The sequence below is a fragment of the Burkholderia plantarii genome (genome assembly GCF_001411805.1).
In the GTDB taxonomy this organism is placed as follows: Bacteria; Pseudomonadota; Gammaproteobacteria; order Burkholderiales; family Burkholderiaceae; genus Burkholderia; species Burkholderia plantarii.
In genome coordinates, this window is sequence record NZ_CP007212.1 from 752,164 (window position 1) to 770,158 (window position 17,995).

Sequence of the window (17,995 nt, forward strand, 5' to 3'; positions counted from 1 at the left end):
TGATCAGGCTACGGGCGAACGAATCGATGGGATTGGGAGATCACCTCCGGCAGCAACTCGCTGCGAAGGCGCTCAAGCGCCAACTGGACCGCGTGACCGAGGGCGGCGCGGCCGCCGTGCCGGCGCCGGCCGCAGCGGGCGAGCACGCGTCGCCGCGCAGCCGCTTCGAGTCGATGCCGCAATACCAGCAGCTCAAGATCATGCGCGAGATGGGCGAGACGCTCGGCGTCGAGTCGCCGTTCTTCCGCGTCCATGACGGGCTTGCCGGCGCGACCACGCTGATCGGCGGGCGCGAGTACGTGAACTACGCGAACTACAACTACCTGGGTCTGGCCGGCGACGCCACCGTGACGGCGCACGCCAAGCAGGCGATCGACCGCTACGGCACCTCGGCCTCGGCGAGCCGCATGGTGGCGGGCGAGCGGCCCGTGCAGCGCGATCTCGAACATGCGCTCGCGGCGTTCTACGAGACCGACGACTGCGTGGTGTTCGTGAGCGGCCATGCCACCAACGTCACCGTGATCGGCTCGCTGTTCGGGCAGGGCGACCTGATCGTCCACGATTCGCTCGCGCACAACAGCATCGTGCAGGGCGCGCAGCTGAGCGGCGCCAAGCGCCTGAGCTTCCCGCACAACGACTGGCGCGCGCTCGACGCGCTGCTCTCGCGCGTGCGCCACGAGTATCGCAACGTGCTGATCGCGATCGAGGGGCTCTACAGCATGGACGGCGATTTCCCGGACCTGCCGAAGTTCGTCGAGATCCGCAACCGCCACGGCGCGTTCCTGCTCGTCGACGAGGCGCATTCGCTCGGCGTGCTCGGCGCCACCGGGCGCGGCATCCGCGAGCATTTCGGGGTGGCCCCCGAGGACGTCGACCTGTGGATGGGCACGCTCAGCAAGACGCTGGCCGGCTGCGGCGGCTTCATTGCCGGCTGCCAGCCGCTCACCGACATGCTGCGCCACCTGGCGCCGGGCTTCCTCTACAGCGTCGGCCTCGCGCCGGTGCTGGCGGCCGCCTCGCTGAGCGCGCTCGAAATCCTGCAGCGCGAGCCGCAACGCGTCGCGCAGCTGCGCGAACGGGGCCGGCAATTCCTCGACGAGGCGCGCGCCGCGGGCCTCGACACCGGCACCAGCGAGGGCTACGCGGTGGTGCCGGTGATCACCGGCAGCTCGCTGAAGGCCGCGCGCTGGGCCAACGCGCTGTTCGACGAGGGCATCAACGTGCAGCCGATCTTCTACCCGGCCGTCGAGGAGAAGGCCGCGCGGCTGCGCTTCTTCATCTGCTCGACGCACGAGCCCGACCAGATCACGCGTACCGTGGCCGCGCTGGCCCGGCTCGCGCGCTAGGGGCGGCCCGCCGTGTCCGCGCCCGACGCCTTGCTGGCCGGCTGGACCTTTCGCGCGGCCCGGCCCGACGACGCGCGGGCCTGCGCGCCGCTGATCCTGGCCTCCGGCGTGCGCGAGTTCGGCTTCTTTCTCGGCGTGCCGGACGAGGCGATGGTGGGGTTCCTCGCCGGCGCGTTCGCGTCGCGGCACGGCCGTTTCTCGTGGCGCCGGCATCGCGTGGCGGTGGCGCCCGACGGCAGCGTGGCCGGCGTGCTGGCCGCGCACGACGGGCGCGTGATCGCGCTCGACGATCCGCACGTGGCCTGGCTGCTGCTGCGCCGCTTCGGGCTGCGCCACACGGTGGCGAGCCTGCTGCGCGGGCTCGTGCTCGAAGGCGAGCTGCCGGCGCCGAAGCGCTCGCAGACGCACGTCGCGCACTGCGCGATCGACGCGCGCTGGCGCGGCACCGGGGTGTTCACGGCGCTGTTCGAGGACGCCTGCCGCCACGGCGTGATCGCGACCGACGACGGGCGCGAGGTGGTGCTCGACGTGCTGCTCAGCAACACGCGCGCGGCCGCGTTGTACCGGCGGCTCGGCTTCGTCGAGCTGGCGCGCGCGAAGCCGCCCGCGCCGAAGCTGCCGCGCGAACTCGTGTCGACGCGGATGCGCTGGCAGCGCGGCGCCTGATCCGATCCGCCTGCTCCTTTCTTTTCTTGCTCCCGTTCCAGGCCACCGCCGCCCGCGCGTTCGCGTCGCGCGGGCGGCGGCAGGTCGATCCTCAATACAGCGGGTACCAGGTCGTGTTCTCGCCGCGGCACAGGTACTGGTGGCCCGCGCCGGCCGCCAGCGCGGCGGGCGGCGCGGCCACCGAGCCGCCCGCCGCCCGCAGCGCGAGCCGCGCGATCCGGCGCGTGGACGAGAAGCGCACCAGCGAGCCGTCGTAGCCGGCGTTGCAGGCCGGCAGCGTGATCGCCAGTTCATCGAGCGGCGCGGCCGGATCGAGCAGCAGCGTCTGGGTGCCGGCCGGGATCTCCACCTTGCCGTGGTCGGCCGGCACGTTGAACAGGTAGGCCTTGTCGATGGTCTGGCGGCTGTTGGTGATGGTGGTGGCCGCCATCGCCGCGTGGACCTCGAACGGCGCGAGCTGCACGTTCGGCGAGTAGTCGCCGAGCCGGTTCTGCGCCATGTATTGCGACAGGCTGTGGAGGTTCGAGGTCGGCACCGTCGCGTTCACGCCGTAGCCGCCGTTGTGGAAGATGTGGCGCCCCGCGTCGATGCTGATGATGGTGGTGGGATCGTCCACGCGCATGCCGTCGCGCGTCGCGTTGTAGAGCTGCCCCGGCCCCATCGTGATGCGGCCCGCCGGCCATTTCTCGACGTAGATCTCGATGCCCTTGCCGCCCGGCTGGAGCTGGCCGGCCGACGCGAACGCGCCGTTCATCACGATCGGCGCGTTCGAGGTGAGCGCGTCGTTGATCCAGACGCCGTAGTCGGTGGCGCCGTCCGAGATGCTCTGGTCGCTGAAGAATATCTCGCGGTTGCGGCGCGCGACGAGCCGCGTGTCGATCTGGTAATTGACGCCGTTGCCGAACGCCAGCACCTTGCCAAAATAGACGCCGCCCTGGCCGCCGCCCACGTGGTAGGCGATCTTCGAGAACGTGATCGCGCCGTTGTCGAGATAGACGTCGGAGCCCTGGTCGCTGCCCGGTGCGCCGTTCAGCATCAACGCCTCGTTCTGCACCTGCAGGTTGAAGCCCGAGTACTTGAAGACGTTGACGTCGTCGAGCCAGATGCCGTTGAACAGCTTGCGCGAGGACTGCGTGAACACGCCCGCGTCGAGGTCGGCCAGCTCGTTGCCGTTCTGCATGCGGCGCAGATGCAGCGCGGCGCCCGCGCTCATCGTGGTGGTGGAGTCGAAGCGCAGCCCCGAGATCGACCAGCCCGTCATCGAGGTCTTGCCGTCGCCGACGGTCCAGAGGTCCGAGCGCGTGTCCTTGCCCGTATAGAGCAGGACCGTCTGGCGCGCGCCGGCGCCGCGGATCGACACGTTCTGCACCAGCGGCAGCGTCTTGGGCGTGGTGAACACGCAGGTGCCGGCCGGGAACACCAGCGAGGTGCCGCTGGCGAGGTGCGAGAGCGCGTTGTCCATCGCGCGGTCGTCGTTGCTGGTGCCGTCGCACTTGCCGCCGAAGTCGCGGAAGTTCAGCACGTCGCGCAGCTTGTCCGCGAGCGGGCGCGCGACCGTGCCGGGGGCGCTGGCGTGGTACTGGAGCCGGCCGAGCTGCTGCTGTGCCGATGCGGCGGCGCTGGCGGTATCGGCGCGCGCGCCGGACGACAGCGCGCCGGCGAGCCAGAAGCCGAACGCGAGAAGGCGAAGCTTGGTGATCAGGCGAGGAGTCATCGGGTCTCGGAGCAGGAGGAGCGGGAGCCGGTCGCGGCGGGGCGATCGGCCGGATGCCGCCGTCTGGCGTCTGGCGTCGACCAAGGCGCCGGCGATGATGCGACAGCGCGGGCGTCATGGCGTTCCCGCCGGCCGGCGCGCGGGCTGCATCGGCACCATGATGGGGCCGCCGTGTGGCGCGGCGTTGTCATCGACGGCGAGGCACGGACCTTGATACGGAGGGGAGCAAGGCGTAACGCGACGACGGCGCGGGCGCGCAATTCACGACACCGCGCAATGGCAGGCGAAGCGATAAGTCGGGTCGTTGCCGAAAATCCTTGCCGGTGGCGGCGGGTCATGGCCCGGTCATTGTCATGACGCCAGTGTCGAGCGGATATCCGGCCGCGCGGGGTGATTTTCGCGCATATCGCATCCTCATTTTGAAAGCGGGAATGTTTCGTGAGTCGAAACGATCGGTGCGGTTTTTGCCCGGTTTGCGGCGCCCGGCCGGGGCTGCCCCGAAGGCCCGCAGAGCCATGGCCGGCGGGGTCGAAGCGGTTCGCGCCGGGTGTTTTTCCCTGCCTATCCCGTGCTGGGGAACTGTGATAATGTCGCGCGAACGGGCCCCGGGGGCGGGCTCCTTTGGATCCATTCGAGACCGTAACATGATCAATCAGGAATTCGACCATCTCATCAGCCTGGGGGGGCATTGCCAGACGGCATATCAGATCCGTCGGCATTTCGGCGTGGACAAGGCCTATCCGCTCGACTGGTGGGTGACGCCGACCATTGCGCTGGTCCGGCTGTTCGAAAGTGGCTTCGCTCATATTTTCCAGGAGGAAAACATGAGGGTGGTCGAGGAGCCTTCCGGCCCGGCCGTCATGTGCAGCCACTACGGCCTGATGCACTATCACGATTTCGACGAAGCGAAAATCAACGGCAAGTATTCGCCGTACCTGGTGCGCACCAAGTGCGCGGCCAACAACAGCAAGTTCTCGTACCTGATGACGCGTCTCTTGAACGTGACGGGCAAGGTGCTGTTCGTGCGCTTCGCGCACGGCTGGGTGCAGCACTATCCGCACACCACCATGTTCGACGAGGCCCTGCTGCATCGCTTCATGGACGCGGCGCGCGCGATGCTGCCCAATGCCGAGGTCAACCTGCTGCTGCTGAACGACTACAACAACCATGCCGGCCTCGACGGCAATCCGTTCCCCGGCGTCTACACCTCGGTCGTGAACAACTACGACTCGCAGACCTGGTTCGGCAGCAACCAGGGCTGGACCGAGATGTTCGAGTATCACAACATTCGCTGGAGCGGGGCACCGGCCAAGCCGGTCGAGCCGGAACACGCGGTCCGGTCGGAACACGCCGCGTAGCCGGAACCGGCGGCCCCGCCGGCTTCGTCGATAAAAAAACCGCCCCTCGGGGCGGTTCTTCATTGGGGCGACGGATTGTGCCCGCGCTTCATTCGGGTTCGACGCGGGCGCTGACGTAGCGCACCATCACGAGCCCGGTGAACAGCATCACCAGGTCGGCCACCACCATGTACTCGACGCTGTAGTGCGGCTTGACGAGCGCGCCGAAGTAGCCGTAGCGGATCATCTCGCAGGCATGGACCATCGGCAGCCACAGCACCACCTTCTGCGCCGTGGTGGGCAGCCATTCGACCATGAACGCGGCGCCCGACAGCGGGAACAGCAGGTAGGCGATGGTGTGCCACATCCGGTCGTAGGTCTCGCTCAACTCGCTGAGCGACCCGATGATGAAGCCGAGGCCGATCGCGATGATTGCCAGATAGAGCCAGCCGGCGAGGATCAGCGCGATGTCCTTGGGCGGCTCCATCAGGCCGACCGCGATGAACAGGATCGACAGGAACAGGAACGACATGGTCGCGCCCGACACTTCCAGCAGCGCGCGCGAGATGAACAGGTCGATCACGCGCACGTTGCGGTGATAGAGCAGGCTGTGGTTCGGCAGGATCGCCAGCGCGCAGCGGTTGGCCGTGTTGCGCCACAGCAGGATCGTGGAATAGCCGGTCACGGCGAACGTGGTGATCGACAGGTTCGAGCCGTGATTGAACTTCGCGACGTTCCACAGTGCCGTGACGCCGAGCGTGAACGACATCGGCTCGAAGAAAATCCACAGGAAGCCGACGTTGTGGCGTCCGTAGCGCGTGATGATTTCGCGCATCAGCAGGGCGGCGACGACCCGGCATTGAATCTGGAACGACCGCGGCAACGACGTGTTGTGTTTGGCGCTGAGCATCTGGATCTGGGGATGGCGTGACTGCGGGCATTGTATCAGCCCGTCTTGACAGTCCGCGTGCGGATGCGGGCATCGGCCGGGTGCCGGTTCCGTTGGTCAGTCGCGGCCGCCGTGGCGGGCGCCGCGCCCTCAATAGCGATCGAACAGCCGCTGCAACGCACCGCGGTCCTCGCTCAGCGTGAGCCCCAGCATCAGCAGGATGCGGGCCTTCTGGGGGATCTGGTCGTCCACCGTGAGCCAGCCGTAGGCGTCGTCGGGCTGCGCGCCGTTGCGCGTGACCACGCCGTTGCCGGTGCGCGAGGCCCGCACGACCTGTGTGCCGCGCCGTGCCGCCGCGCGCAGGCCGTCCACCAGCCGCGCGGCGACGTTGCCGTTGCCGGTGCCGGCGAACACCAGCCCGCGCGCGCCCGCGGCGGCGGCCTCGAGCCAGGCGGGATCGAGTTCGCCGTAGGCGTGGACGAGATCCACGCGCGGCAGCGCGGGCAGCGCCGCGGCCGACCACGGCGTGTCGAGCGTATGCGGCCGCAGCGGGCGCCGGTAGTAGCGCGGCGCACCGTCCACCATCAGCCCGAGCGGCCCATACGGCGAGCGAAACGCCTCGAGCTTGTAGCTGTGCTGCTTGACCACGTCGCGCGCGGTGTGGATCTCGTCGTTGGCCACCACCAGCGTGCCGAGCCCGCGCGAGGCCGGGTGCGCCGCCACCGCGATCGCCGCGTGCAGGTTCAGCGCCGCGTCGGAGCTGAGCGCCGAGGGCGGGCGCAGCGCGCCGACCACCACCACCGGCTTCGCGCTCTTGAGCGTCAGGTGCAGGAAATAGGCGGTCTCCTCGATCGTGTCGGTGCCGTGCGTGAGCACCACGCCGTCGATCGCGTCGTCGGCGAGCCGCTCGGCGACGCGCGCCGCGATCGCCACGAGTTCGGCGTTGCCGAAGTTCTCCGAGCCGGTCTGCAGCAGCTGTTCGGCGCGCAGTCGCGCGATGCCGGCCGCCTGCGGCAGCTGATCGAGCAGCGTGTCGATGCCATGCACGGAGCAGGCATAGGACGCGGTATGCGTGGCGCTGGCGCCATGCCCGGCGATGGTGCCGCCGGTGCCGATCACGGCGAGGGTCGGTCTGGTTGGCATCGTGGTCCGAATCAGGGAGCGGAGGCCCGCGCGCGGCGAGCGGCGGGATCAGTGCGAGAACGTCTCGCGCAGCGGGTGGCCGGTGCCGCCGGCGAGCCAGTCGGCCAGCAGCGCGGCCGAGCCGGCCGCGAGCGTGAAGCCGAGCGCGCCGTGGCCGAGGTTGAGCCAGAGGTTGCGGTAGCGCGTGGGGCCGATGGTCGGCACGCCGGTGGGCGTGGCGGGGCGCTGGCCGGTCCAGGCGAGCGGCTCGCCCGCGGTGAGTTCGGGGAACAGCGCGCGGGCCTGCGCGTGCAGCGTGGCGAGGCGCGCCGGGTCCGGTTCGGGCGAGGCGTCGAGGTCCGCGATCCCGGCCACGCGCAGCCGCCCGCCGAGCCGCGCGTAGACGACCTTGCGCGCGAAATCGGTCAGGCTCGCGCGCGGCGCCGGCGCGCCGGTGGGCAGCGCGTAGGTCAGGCTGTAGCCTTTCAGCGGCCAGATCGGCGGGCGGATGCCGAGCGGCGCGAGCAGCGGCGCGGCGCTCGCGCCCGCCGCGATCACGATCTGGTCGGCGTCGATCGGCGAGCCGTCGCGCAGCGCGACCACGCGTGCGTCACGCGCGTCACCGGCCACGCGCAGGCCGTCGAGCGCGACGCCGGTCGTGATCGTCACGCCGCGCGCGCGCAGCAGCGCCGCGAGGCCGGTGCAGAAGCGGTGGCAGTCGGCGGTGTCCTCGCTCGGCGTATGGATGCCGCCGGCGAACTGGTCGCGATGCGGCGCGAGCGACGGCTCCAGCGCGACGCAGGCGGCCGCGTCGAGCGCGCGCTGCTCGCAGCCGAGCGCGCGCTGCAGTTCGAGCTGCGCGACCGCCTGCTGCATCGCGCCGGGATCGCGGTGCAGCACGAGCTTGCCCGAGCGCACGAAGTCGAAATCGAGCGACGGCTCGGCGGCGATCATCTCGTGCAGCAGCGTGCGGCTCAGGAACGACAGCGACAGCAGCTGGCGCGTGGTCAGCGCGCTGCGCGAGCGCGTGCAGGCCGCGAGGAACGCGAAGCACCAGCGCCACTGGGCCGGGTTCAGCGTCGGCCGGAACCGCACCGGCGAGTCGCGGCGCAGCAGCCAGCCGGGCAGCTTCGAGATCACGCCCGGATCGGCGAGCGGCGCGACGTAGCTGTACGACAGCTGGCCGCCGTTGCCGAAGCTGGTCTCGCGCGCCACCGCCGGGTGCCGTTCGAGCACGGTCACCTCGTGACCGGCGCGTTGCAGGTAGTACGCGCTCGACAGGCCGATCACGCCGGCCCCGACGATCAGGATACGCATGCCGTTTCCACGCCTCCGTGTATGGGTTGCGAGGCGCCCGCCCGGGCGCTTCGAGATCGGTCCACTGTACGGCCGTGCCGCGCGTCGCGCATTGCATCGCGCGGCCGAAAAATAGAAGAATTGCGTCAGGCCCGGCCCGGTGTGGCCCGGTATGGCGGGCGCCGGGCCGCCCTTCAGCCGCCGGCCGCGCCGCGCAGCTTGCCCGGCGTCACGCCGTAGGCTTCGCGGAACGCGCGGATGAAATGCGCGGCGTCGGCGAAGCCGCATTCGTAGGCGACGTCGGTGATGCGGCGCGTGGTGTTGACGAGCATCCAGCGCGCGTAGCGCAGCCGCATGCGCCGGTAGAACGCGTTCGGCGAGGTGTTCATCTCGGCGGCGAACGCGCGTTCGAGATGGCGCACGCTGGTGCCGGTCATGCGCGCGATCACCGCCACCGTCAGCGGCGCCTCCAGGTTTTCCTCCATCAGCAGCACCGCGTGCCGCACCGTCGCGTCGTCCACCGACAGGTAGCCGAGCGCCGCGCGCCGCTCGACGAACGAGGCGCCGCTCTGTCGGCTCACCGTCATCTGGTGGATCACCTTGGAGGCGCGGTCGGGGCCGCAGTGCAGGCTGATCAGCCGCGTCGCCAGCTCGATCACCGAGATGCCGCCGGCGCAGGTGATGCGGTCGCCGTCGATCAGGTAATCGGTGTGCGTGACGAGCCGCAGTGCAGGGAACAGCCGCCGGTAGTCCTCCACGTGGAAGCTGTGGACGCAAGCCACGCGCGCCTCCATCAGGCCCGCGCGCGCGAGCACGAAGCTGCCGGTGCAGAGGCCGACGAGCGGCGTGCCGGCCTCGGCCGCGCGGCGCAGGTAGTCCCAGTAGCGCGCGTCCACCTGCTCCAGATGCGGCAGCAGCCCGCCGATCACGATCACGTAGTCGAACTGCGCCGGATCGGGAAACGCGCTCTGTACCGTCACCGGGATTCCGCAACTGGCCTCGACCGCCTCGCCCGCCACCCCGGCGATGGTCCAGAGGCAGCGCAGCTGGCGGCTCTGGTCGCTGCGGTCGGCGGCGTGGCGCAGCGCATCGCAGAGACCCGCCAGCGACAGCATCGGAAAGCGCGGCCACAACACGATCGCCACGCTCAGCTCGGCGCCCGCCGACCGGCTCGGGCGCGCCTGCGGCGAGCGCGGACGCGCGTCGAGCGCCGTGACGATCGGCACGGCGGCGGCGTTGGAAGCGGAGGCGGGAGCGCGCGGCGCGTCGTCGGTGGCAGGCATGGGCAGGCGCGGTGGACGGTGGTTCCGATTGTAGCCGGGCCGCCGGCGCCGGCCCGCGCGTGGCGCATTTGTTCTATTTCCGGGCAGAACGGTTCAATGCCGTCATTTTGTGACTGCCTACATTCGATTCCGTCGACCCATCACCACGCGCCGCCGGCGGCGCGCGGCAACGCCGGGCGCATGCGTGCATGCGGCCCGGTTCATCGAAATCACGGAGGCGGGTGAAGCATGAGCAACAACAACGATTCGGGGCGCCGCGTTCGCGCGGCCGCCGTGCTGATGGCGGCGGCCCTTGCCGGCAGCGCGGCCCAAGCGGACGAGGCCGGCGAGATGGTCAGGATCGGCGAGGCCGCGCCGGTCACCGGGCCGGCCTCGTATCTCGGCAAGGACACGGAAAACGGCGCGCGGCTCGCGATCGAGGAGATCAACCGCGCCGGGCTCGTGATCGGCGGCAGGAAGATCACGCTCGTGTTCGACGCGCAGGACGACGCCGGCGACCCGCGGCAGGCCACCCAGATCGCGCAGAAGCTGGTGGACGACAAGGTGGTCGCCGTGGTCGGCCACATGCAGTCGGGCACCACGATTCCGGCCTCGCGGATCTACCACGACGCCGGGCTCGTGCAGGTCTCGCCGTCGGCCACCAACCCCGCCTATACGCGGCAGGGCTTCGCCACGACCTACCGCGTGGTCGCCACCGACGCGCAGCAGGGACCGACGCTGGCCGACTACGCCGCGAAGACGCTGCACGTGAAGTCGGTGGCGATCGTCGACGATTCGACCGCCTACGGGCAGGGGCTCGCCGTCGAGTTCGAGAAACGCGCGCGCGCCGACGGCATTCGCGTGCTGTCGCACGACGCGAGCAACGACAAGGCCGTCGATTTCCGCGCGATCCTCACCCGGATCAAGGGCGAGCAGCCCGACGTCATCATGTACGGCGGCCTCGACGGCACCGGCGGCCCGTTCGCCCGGCAGGCGCGCCAGCTCGGCATGACGGCCAAGGTACTCGCGGGCGACGGGCTGTGCGCCGACGATCTCGCCAAGCTCGCCGGCGAGGCGGCCGACGACGTGATCTGTTCGATCGCGGGCGCGCCGCTCCTGAAGATGGCCGGCGGCCCCGCGTTCGTCGAGCGCTACAAGGCGCGCTTCGGCTACGCGCCGGTGCTCAACTCGCCGTTCGCCTACGACGCCGTCGGCATCATCGTCGACGCGATGAAGCGCGCGCAGTCCACCGAGCCCGCGAAGATCCTCGCGGCGATGCCGGCCACGCATTACCAGGGCGTGCTCGGCGACACGCAGTTCGACGCGAACGGCGACCTGAAGCACGGCGTGATCTCGCTCTATCGCTACGTGGGCGGCAAGCAGACGCTGCTCGGGGTGGTCGAGAAGTGAGGTGGACATGCCGCGGGTCCGCGATGACGCGCGGCATGGTCGATCCGGCGCGGCGCGCGCAACGTCGGGCAGGACGGCCGGCCGTGTTTCCGGGGCGGCCGTCGGCGGCGAACCTCGGGGGATAAGAGGCAGGAGCAGGCGTCGGCGGCCAGCTTCGGAGGACGGGAGGCAGGAGCGAGCGTCGGCGACGAGCTTCAGGAGCCAGCGTCTGGAGCAGGCGTCGGCGGCCAGCTTCACGGGGCGAATGTCAGTGCCCAACCTCGGGGATGACTCAGGAGCGAGCGGTGTCGGCGACGTTCAGTGCCGGCACCGCCGCGAACACTTCGCTGAAGAAGTCCATGAACGCGATGGCGCGCCGCGGCAGCAGGCGGTTCTCGACATAGAGCAGGTGGATCGGCACGGGCGGCGGCACGTGCTCGTCGAGCAGCCACTGCAGCCGCCCGGCCGCGAGGCCCGCCTCGAACAGCCAGCGCGGGCCGTAGGCGATGCCGAGGCCCGCCTCCACCGCCTCCCGCACTGCCTGGGGCGAGTTCACGCGCAGCCGGCCCGACACCGCCACCTCGGCGTCGCGAAAGCGCCAGAGATGGCCCGACGCGAGCAGCGTGTAGACGATGCAGTCGTGATCGCCGAGCGCCGCCGGCGTTGCCGGCACGCCGCGTTGCGCGAGATAGGCGCGGCTCGCCACGCAGCCGCGCTCGAACCGGCCGACGCGGCGCGCGCGCAGCGCGCTGTCGTCCAGATGGCCGATCCGGATCGCCAGCTCGACGCCTTCGTCGATCAGGTTCACGTAGCGGTCGCCGATCTGCAGGTCGAGTTCGATGCCGCGATGGCGCGCGAGAAAAGCCGCCACGTTCGGCAGCACGAACGCATGGGCCAGCGCGGTCGGGCAGGCCACGCGCAGCAGCCCGTGGGGCTCGACGCCGGCGTGGAACGACGACTCCGACTCATCGACGGCGTCGAGGATGCGCCGCACCTGCGCGTAATAGCGCTCGCCCTCGGGCGTCAGCGACAGCCGGCGCGTGGAGCGATGCAGCAGCCGCGCGTTCAGATGCGTCTCCAGCGCCGCGACGTGGCGGCTCACGTTCGGCTGCCCCAGCCCGAGATCGCGCGCGGCGGCCGAGAAGCTGCCCGTCTCCACCGCGCGCGCGAAGCAGGTCATCAATAGCAGGCGGTCCATGGCGGGGCTCGATTCATGCTCACGAAGCATGGATGGTATGTGAAACGAGGATCTTATGCGATCAGCGTCATAGATTCATGCTTCCGGTGAGGCGACGCGGCGGGCAGCCCGTCGGGCGTCGCCTCATTCCGTCACTCATCCGACCAGGAGCATTTCCATGTCCCGCTTGCAAGGCAAACGCACGCTGATCACCGGCGGCACCAGCGGTATCGGCCTCGAGACGGCCCGGCAGTTTCTCGCCGAGGGCGCGCGCGTGATCGTCACCGGCAACCAGCCCGACAGCATCGAGCGCGCGCGCGCCGAACTCGGCCCGGAGGTGCGCGTGCTGCGCGCCGATTCGGCCAGCGTGGCCGACCAGCAGCAGCTCGCGCGCACTGTTGCCGAGCATTACGGCCAGCTCGACGTCGCGTTCCTGAACGCCGGCGTGGCGGTCTGGGCAGCCGTCGAGCAGTGGGACGAGGCTGGCTTCGACCGCTCGTTCGCGATCAACGTGAAGGGGCCGTACTTCCTGATCCAGGCGCTGCTGCCCGTGTTCGCGAATCCCGCCTCGGTGATCCACAACACCTCGATCAACGCGCACGCGGGCGCCGCGCGCTCGTCGGTGTACGCGGCGACCAAGGCCGCGCTCCTGAGCCTCGCGAAGACGTTGTCGGGCGAACTGCTCGCGCGCGGCATCCGCGTCAACGCCGTGAGCCCCGGGCCGGTGGACACGCCGCTCTACGACAAGCTCGGCATCCCCGAGGCCTATCGCGAGCAGGTCGAGCGCGAGATCGTCGCGACCATTCCGTCCGGCCGCCTCGGCACGCCCGGGGAGGTGGCGAAGGCCGTGCTGTATCTGGCCTCGGACGAATCGCGGTGGACCGTGGGCGCGGAGCTGGTGGTCGACGGCGGCCGCCTGCTGAACGGTTGATCGCGATGAACGGGACGCAGGCGGCGCTCGCGCCGCGGCTGACGCTGATCAGCCATCCGCTCTGTCCGTTCGTGCAGCGCGTCGCGATCGTGCTGCACGAGAAGCGTCTGGTGTTCGAGCGTGTCGATGTCGATCTGGACGACCGGCCGGACTGGTTCGTCGCGCTTTCGCCGACCGGCAAGGTGCCGCTGCTCGAGGTGCGCGATCGGCTTGGGCGCGGCGGCGTGCTGTTCGAGAGCATGGCGATCTGCGAATACGCCGAGGATCTCGGCATCGGCGCGCGGCTTTATCCCGACGACGCGTTCGCGCGCGCCGGGCAGCGCGCCTGGATCGAATTCGCGTCGGCCATGCTCGGCGATGCGTGGCGCTTGCTGAACGCAGGCGACGAGCGCGCCGCGCGGGTCGAGGGCGATGCGTTGCGAGGCAGGCTGCGGCGCTTCGAGAGCGAGCTGGGTGACGGGCCGTACTTCGCCGGGCCGGCGTTCGGCATGGTCGATGCGATGGTCGCGCCGGTGTTCCGCTACTTCGATTGCCTCGACGCCGCGTGGAGCGATGACCTGTTCGATGGTCTCGGCAAGGTCGCGCGCTGGCGCGTGGCGTTGGCGGCGCGGCCGAGCGTGATCGCGGCGGTGAGTGGTGACTATCGCGAACGGTTGCGTGCGCATCTACATGGGCAGCGCGCCTGGCTGATGAGGACGTGAGTGAGGCCGGGTGAGATCGATCAAGAGCAGGCAGCGGTACCCAGTGCGGCGCGTACCCTGCTGCACCGGCCTGCGCGGATTCGGTCTCGACATGGCGCCTGGCGCTCGACCCTGCGAGGCACATGGCCGAGGCGGCTTGTCGGCGTCGGGCGCCGCCCCCCGCTCAGTGCATCAGGAACAGCGAAATCAGGAACGGCGCGGCCAGTGACAGGATCAGGCCGCTGATCATCGCGGTCGGAATGTCGTGCGGCTCGCAGGTCTGCTTGATGATCGGCAGCGTCGAATCGAGCGCGGTGGCGCCGCTCGCGCCGATGCAGGGGCTCGAGAAGCGCGCGCCGAGGCTGTAGAGCAGGACCACCGCCAGCAGTTCGCGGAACAGGTCGGTGAGCAGCGCGACGGTGCCGTACAGGTCGCCGAGCCGGCTCGCGACCAGCGCGCCCGACAGCGAGAACCAGCCGAAGCCGCTCGACAGCGCGAGCGCGACCGGCAGCGGCTGGTCGCCGAGCCGCGCGGCCAGTGCGCCGCCCGCCAGCGAGCCGGCGATCACGATGGCCGGGATCGCGAGCACCTTCGGCGACAGGTTCGCGCGGCTCAGGCGCACGGCCAGCATGTCCATGCCGACGAAGCCGATCAGCGTGTAGAGCAGCTGGTCGGTGGACGGCATTGGCAGCTGCGCGAGCCACGCCGGCAGCGCGACGAGGCTCGTGGCCGCGCCGATCGCCACGGCGCCGAGCGCGATCGCGCATTCGCGCAGCGGCTTGAGCAGCGTGGCGAGGTTCAGCGCGCCCGTGCCTTGTGCATGCCGCGCGCGCGGGCGGCGCAGACGGCTCGCGACGGCGATCAGCAGCCACGGCACCAGCGTCGTCAGCACGGCGAACAGCAGCGCGAGGCCGACCGCGCCGCGCACGCCGGCGCCGCGGCTCAGCACGTCGCCGAAGCGGTGGCCGATCGACACCAGCAGCAGCCAGACGAGCGGCGTGATGAGCCGCGTGAGCGACGCGCGCAGCGCGCCTGGCAGCATGCGGCCGATCAGCATGCCGGCGAGCAGCGCGATGAAGATCGGGACGACGGCGGTGAGCAGGGCTTGCATGGGAGAGACAGGGTTGGCGTGGAGATCGGCGAGGTTCGCCCGGGGCGATAGTGTAGGCGATGGGTGCGGGTTTCCGGCTTGTTGCACGCGTTGCCGTGATGCCTCGCGAGCATGCCTGCCCGTCCAGGCCCCGACTCAGTCGGGCAGACCGCTGTTCGCCTGCTCCACCGACAGCCTCGACGGCAGCGTGAGCGCGACGCGCGTGCCGCCTTCGCGCGCCTCGATGCGCAACGCAAGCGCTCGAAAAGCAAAAAGCCCGGTCTTTCGACCGGGCTTTCTGTTTGATGCTTTGGTAGGCCGTACGGGATTCGAACCTGTGACCAACGGATTAAAAGTCCGCTGCTCTACCAGCTGAGCTAACGACCCAAAGAGGCGAAATTGTAGCGAACGTTTCGCGGACCCGTCAAGCATAGTCAAGCATCGATCGCCCGACAGCCCCGCCCGCCGCTCACTTGATCGAATCGATCTTCGCCTGGGCCGCCTGCGCGGCGCTCGAACCCTGGAACTGCGAGAGGACCTGTTCGAAGGTGCGCTTGGCTGCCGCCTTCTGCCCCTGCTCGAGCTGGTTGGTGCCAATCGCCACCAGCGCGTCGCCCGCGCGCGGATGCTGCGGGTAGGCCTTCACGAGCGCCTGCCAGGTGGCCGTCGAACCCTTGTAGTCGCGCAGCGCGTACTGCGCGTTGCCGAGCCAGTACTGCGCGACCGGCTGATACGGGCTCTGCGGATACTTGGCGATGAAGGCGCGGAACGAAGCGGCGGCACCCTTGAAATCGCCGCCGCGGAACTGCTGCGACGCCGCGTTGAACGCATCCGTTTCCCCGGGCTGGACGGTGCCCTCGACGCCGTCCACCGTGGTCTGCTGGGGCTCGAACTTCTTGAGCCGCGCATCGAGATCGGTGTAGGCGTCGCGCTGCTGGCGCTCGAGCGTCGTCAAGCGGTTCGTCAGATCCTCGTTCTGGCCGCGCAGCGTCGCGACCTGCTGGTTGAGCTGGTCGAGACGACCGGACTGATCGAGGATTGTCCGTTGCGCGGCGGAGAGCTGGTTCGTCAAGCTGTCGGTGCGCGTGCGCAGGTCGAGTACGGCGCGGCGAGCCTCGTCGTCATCGAACATGCCGGCGTGCGCCGGCGCCGCGCCGAGCGCGACACCGGCAACGCAGGCCGCAGCGGCTGCACGCAGCCAAGGGAAGCGGTGCGTCATGCGGAGGTTCTTCCGTTACTTACTGTTGGTAGACGATGTCCGCGCGGCGGTTCTGCGCCCACGAGGCTTCGTCGTGGCCGGTCGCTTGCGGCTTTTCCTTGCCCAGACTCACGGCTTCCATTTGCGAATCCGGCACGCCCAGCAGCGACAGGCCGCGGCGAACCGCTTCCGCGCGCTTCTGGCCCAGCGCGAGGTTGTACTCGCTCGTGCCGCGCTCGTCGGTGTTGCCCTGGATCAGGATGTGACGCGCCGGGTGGCTCTTCAGGTATTGCGAGTGCTGTTGCAGCAGCGGCTGGTACTGGTCCGACACCGAATAGCTGTCGAAGTCGAAGTAGACGCTGCGCTTCGCGAGCGGGCTGTTCGGGTCGTTCAGCGGATCGACGTTCACTTGCGCGACGTCGTTCGGGTTCGGCTGCGTGCTGATCGCGTTGCCTTGCTGGTTGGCCTTGTCGTCGAGCTTGACGCCCGACTTACACGCGGCCAGCGCGCTGATCATCATTACGGCGAGTGCCAGGCGAGCTTTATTGGTCATCATGGTGAATCTCCTGTTGGTCATTGCATGAATGGCCCCCAAGACGGCTCGCGGAACGAGCCGCCCTGGACGGGCAGAATCTGCGGCGGCGAGCTGCCGTCCGAGGGAACGGCAGCAAGAACGCTGCGGCCACCGGCTTGGGTCGCGTACAGGATGTACTGACCGTTTGCCGCGAAACTCGGCGACTCGTCATGCGTGGTGTTGGTCACCGCGTTGGCGGCGCCGGTCTGCAGATCCTGGACATACAGCTTGAAGCCGCCACCGGTGCGCGAGATGTACGCGAGCAGCTTGCCGTCAGGGCTTACGCGCGGGCTCGTGTTGTAGCTGCCGTTGAACGTCACGCGTTGCGCGGCGCCGGCATTCTCGCCCTGCGCGGGCATCCGGTAGATCTGCGGTTGACCACCACGATCGCTGGTGAAATAGATCCACCGGCCATCAGGAGAATAAAACGGTTCGGTATCGATCGAGCTGCTCTGGGTGAGCCGGCGCAGGCCGGTGCCCGTCGAGCTGACCGAATAGATTTGCGTGTTGCCGGTCAGCGACAGCGCGACGGCCAGATTCTGGCCGTCCGGCGACCACGCCGGTGCGCTGTTGTTGCCCTTCTGGTTTGAAATCACGTAGCGGCGGCCGGTCGGCAGGTCGTGAATGTAGACCACCGGCTTGCGCAGTTCGAACGATACGTAAGCAACCTTCGTGCCGCTCGGCGACCAAGCGGGCGAGATGATCGGCTCGGAACTGGTCAGTGCCGGCACCGCGTTTTCGCCGTCCGAATCGGAAATCAGCAGACGATACTTGCCGCCCGAGCGCGTCACGTAGGACAGCCGCGTGCTGAACACGCCGCGCACGCCGAGCAGCTTCTGGTAGATGTAGTCGGCGATCTTGTGGCCGGTCTTGCGCATGCCCTCGACGTCGCCCGTCGCCGTCAGCGACAGGCCACCCAGACTCTGCTGCTTGACCGTGTCGAACAGCATGAAGTCGACCTTCACCTGGCCGTTCGCGTCGCGGTTCACGGTGCCGGCCACCAGCGCGTTGGCGCCCTTGGCTTTCCAGGCGCCGTAATCGACCGGTGCCGATTCGGGGATCGGCGTGCTGCCCGCGTCGACGTTCGAGAACTTGCCGGTGCGTGCGAGATCCGAGCGCACCACGGACGTCACCGATTGCGGCAAGCCCGCTTCGTTGACGAAATTCGCGGTCGCGATCGGGAACTGCGTCGATCCGACGCCCGTGATGAGGACGTTGACCTGCGCGTTCGCGGCGCTGCCCGCCGCAATCAGACACGAGGCTACGAGTGACCTGAAACCCAGCTTCGTCATCAAACTCATGCTTCCGATTCCCTTATTAGCTG

Annotated in this window: 16 protein-coding genes and 1 tRNA gene; 6 read left to right on the forward strand and 11 right to left on the reverse strand. The window is 69.4% G+C overall.

Annotation, left to right across the window (positions count from 1 at the left end; genetic code table 11):
* Positions 1 to 26: 26 nt before the first annotated feature.
* Both bpln_RS03265 and bpln_RS03270 read left to right on the forward strand, forming a co-directional pair.
* Positions 27 to 1,346 carry an aminotransferase class I/II-fold pyridoxal phosphate-dependent enzyme gene (locus bpln_RS03265; protein ID WP_055139431.1) on the forward strand — a complete coding sequence of 440 codons (1,320 nt, stop codon included), beginning with the start codon at positions 27 to 29 and terminating at the stop codon, positions 1,344 to 1,346.
* 12 nt (positions 1,347 to 1,358) lie between these two features.
* Entirely contained in the window at positions 1,359 to 2,012 is a 654-nt protein-coding gene (locus tag bpln_RS03270) for a GNAT family N-acetyltransferase (RefSeq protein WP_042623955.1), read from the forward strand.
* Positions 2,013 to 2,103: 91 nt separating this feature from the next.
* Here the strand turns inward: bpln_RS03270 and bpln_RS03275 are convergent, their stop codons facing one another.
* Positions 2,104 to 3,726, reverse strand: coding sequence for a glycosyl hydrolase family 28-related protein (locus bpln_RS03275; protein WP_055138073.1), 1,623 nt, complete (start codon positions 3,724 to 3,726; stop codon positions 2,104 to 2,106).
* Positions 3,727 to 4,370: 644 nt separating this feature from the next.
* On the opposite strand from bpln_RS03275, the gene bpln_RS03280 reads away from it, so the two are divergent.
* Positions 4,371 to 5,084 (forward strand): DUF1796 family putative cysteine peptidase, encoded by a 714-nt coding sequence (locus bpln_RS03280; protein WP_042623957.1) that lies wholly within the window; start codon positions 4,371 to 4,373, stop codon positions 5,082 to 5,084.
* Between the two features lie 88 nt (positions 5,085 to 5,172).
* On the opposite strand, the gene bpln_RS03285 is transcribed toward bpln_RS03280, so the two are convergent.
* The 4 genes from bpln_RS03285 to bpln_RS03300 all read right to left on the reverse strand — a co-directional run bounded on the left by bpln_RS03285 (position 5,173) and on the right by bpln_RS03300 (position 9,653).
* On the reverse strand, positions 5,173 to 5,973 hold the full coding sequence (locus bpln_RS03285) for an ABC transporter permease (protein ID WP_042623958.1): 801 nt from the start codon (positions 5,971 to 5,973) through the stop codon (positions 5,173 to 5,175).
* A 129-nt stretch (positions 5,974 to 6,102) separates the two neighbouring features.
* Positions 6,103 to 7,095, reverse strand: coding sequence for an asparaginase (locus bpln_RS03290; protein WP_055138074.1), 993 nt, complete (start codon positions 7,093 to 7,095; stop codon positions 6,103 to 6,105).
* 48 nt (positions 7,096 to 7,143) lie between these two features.
* The gene (locus bpln_RS03295) at positions 7,144 to 8,391 is read right to left on the reverse strand and encodes a D-amino acid dehydrogenase (RefSeq protein WP_055138075.1); all 1,248 of its coding nucleotides are present in this window, start codon (positions 8,389 to 8,391) and stop codon (positions 7,144 to 7,146) included.
* Positions 8,392 to 8,564: 173 nt separating this feature from the next.
* Complete coding sequence (locus bpln_RS03300) at positions 8,565 to 9,653, reverse strand: GlxA family transcriptional regulator (protein WP_042623961.1); 1,089 nt, start codon at positions 9,651 to 9,653, stop codon at positions 8,565 to 8,567.
* A 228-nt stretch (positions 9,654 to 9,881) separates the two neighbouring features.
* Between bpln_RS03300 and bpln_RS03305 the strand changes: the two genes are divergently transcribed.
* A complete protein-coding gene (locus tag bpln_RS03305) occupies positions 9,882 to 11,042 on the forward strand; it encodes a branched-chain amino acid ABC transporter substrate-binding protein (protein WP_042623962.1) in 1,161 nt (386 codons plus the stop codon).
* 271 nt (positions 11,043 to 11,313) lie between these two features.
* Here the strand turns inward: bpln_RS03305 and bpln_RS03310 are convergent, their stop codons facing one another.
* Positions 11,314 to 12,219 carry a LysR family transcriptional regulator gene (locus tag bpln_RS03310; RefSeq protein WP_055138076.1) on the reverse strand — a complete coding sequence of 302 codons (906 nt, stop codon included), beginning with the start codon at positions 12,217 to 12,219 and terminating at the stop codon, positions 11,314 to 11,316.
* A gap of 157 nt (positions 12,220 to 12,376) precedes the next feature.
* Here bpln_RS03310 and bpln_RS03315 point away from each other — a divergent pair, with 157 nt between their 5' ends.
* Positions 12,377 to 13,129, forward strand: a complete 753-nt coding sequence (locus bpln_RS03315) for an SDR family oxidoreductase (protein ID WP_055138077.1) — start codon at positions 12,377 to 12,379, stop codon at positions 13,127 to 13,129.
* A 5-nt stretch (positions 13,130 to 13,134) separates the two neighbouring features.
* The gene (locus bpln_RS03320; protein WP_055138078.1) at positions 13,135 to 13,830 is read left to right on the forward strand and encodes a glutathione S-transferase family protein; all 696 of its coding nucleotides are present in this window, start codon (positions 13,135 to 13,137) and stop codon (positions 13,828 to 13,830) included.
* Between the two features lie 163 nt (positions 13,831 to 13,993).
* On the opposite strand, the gene bpln_RS03325 is transcribed toward bpln_RS03320, so the two are convergent.
* The 5 genes from bpln_RS03325 to tolB all read right to left on the reverse strand — a co-directional run bounded on the left by bpln_RS03325 (position 13,994) and on the right by tolB (position 17,972).
* The gene (locus tag bpln_RS03325; protein WP_055138079.1) at positions 13,994 to 14,920 is read right to left on the reverse strand and encodes a LysO family transporter; all 927 of its coding nucleotides are present in this window, start codon (positions 14,918 to 14,920) and stop codon (positions 13,994 to 13,996) included.
* Positions 14,921 to 15,210: 290 nt separating this feature from the next.
* Positions 15,211 to 15,286, reverse strand: a tRNA-Lys gene (locus bpln_RS03330).
* 82 nt (positions 15,287 to 15,368) lie between these two features.
* The gene (ybgF, locus tag bpln_RS03335; protein ID WP_042623966.1) at positions 15,369 to 16,118 is read right to left on the reverse strand and encodes a tol-pal system protein YbgF; all 750 of its coding nucleotides are present in this window, start codon (positions 16,116 to 16,118) and stop codon (positions 15,369 to 15,371) included.
* A gap of 19 nt (positions 16,119 to 16,137) precedes the next feature.
* Complete coding sequence (pal, locus tag bpln_RS03340; RefSeq protein WP_042623967.1) at positions 16,138 to 16,653, reverse strand: peptidoglycan-associated lipoprotein Pal; 516 nt, start codon at positions 16,651 to 16,653, stop codon at positions 16,138 to 16,140.
* A 17-nt stretch (positions 16,654 to 16,670) separates the two neighbouring features.
* The gene (gene tolB, locus bpln_RS03345; RefSeq protein ID WP_042623968.1) at positions 16,671 to 17,972 is read right to left on the reverse strand and encodes a Tol-Pal system beta propeller repeat protein TolB; all 1,302 of its coding nucleotides are present in this window, start codon (positions 17,970 to 17,972) and stop codon (positions 16,671 to 16,673) included.
* Positions 17,973 to 17,995 lie beyond the last annotated feature (23 nt).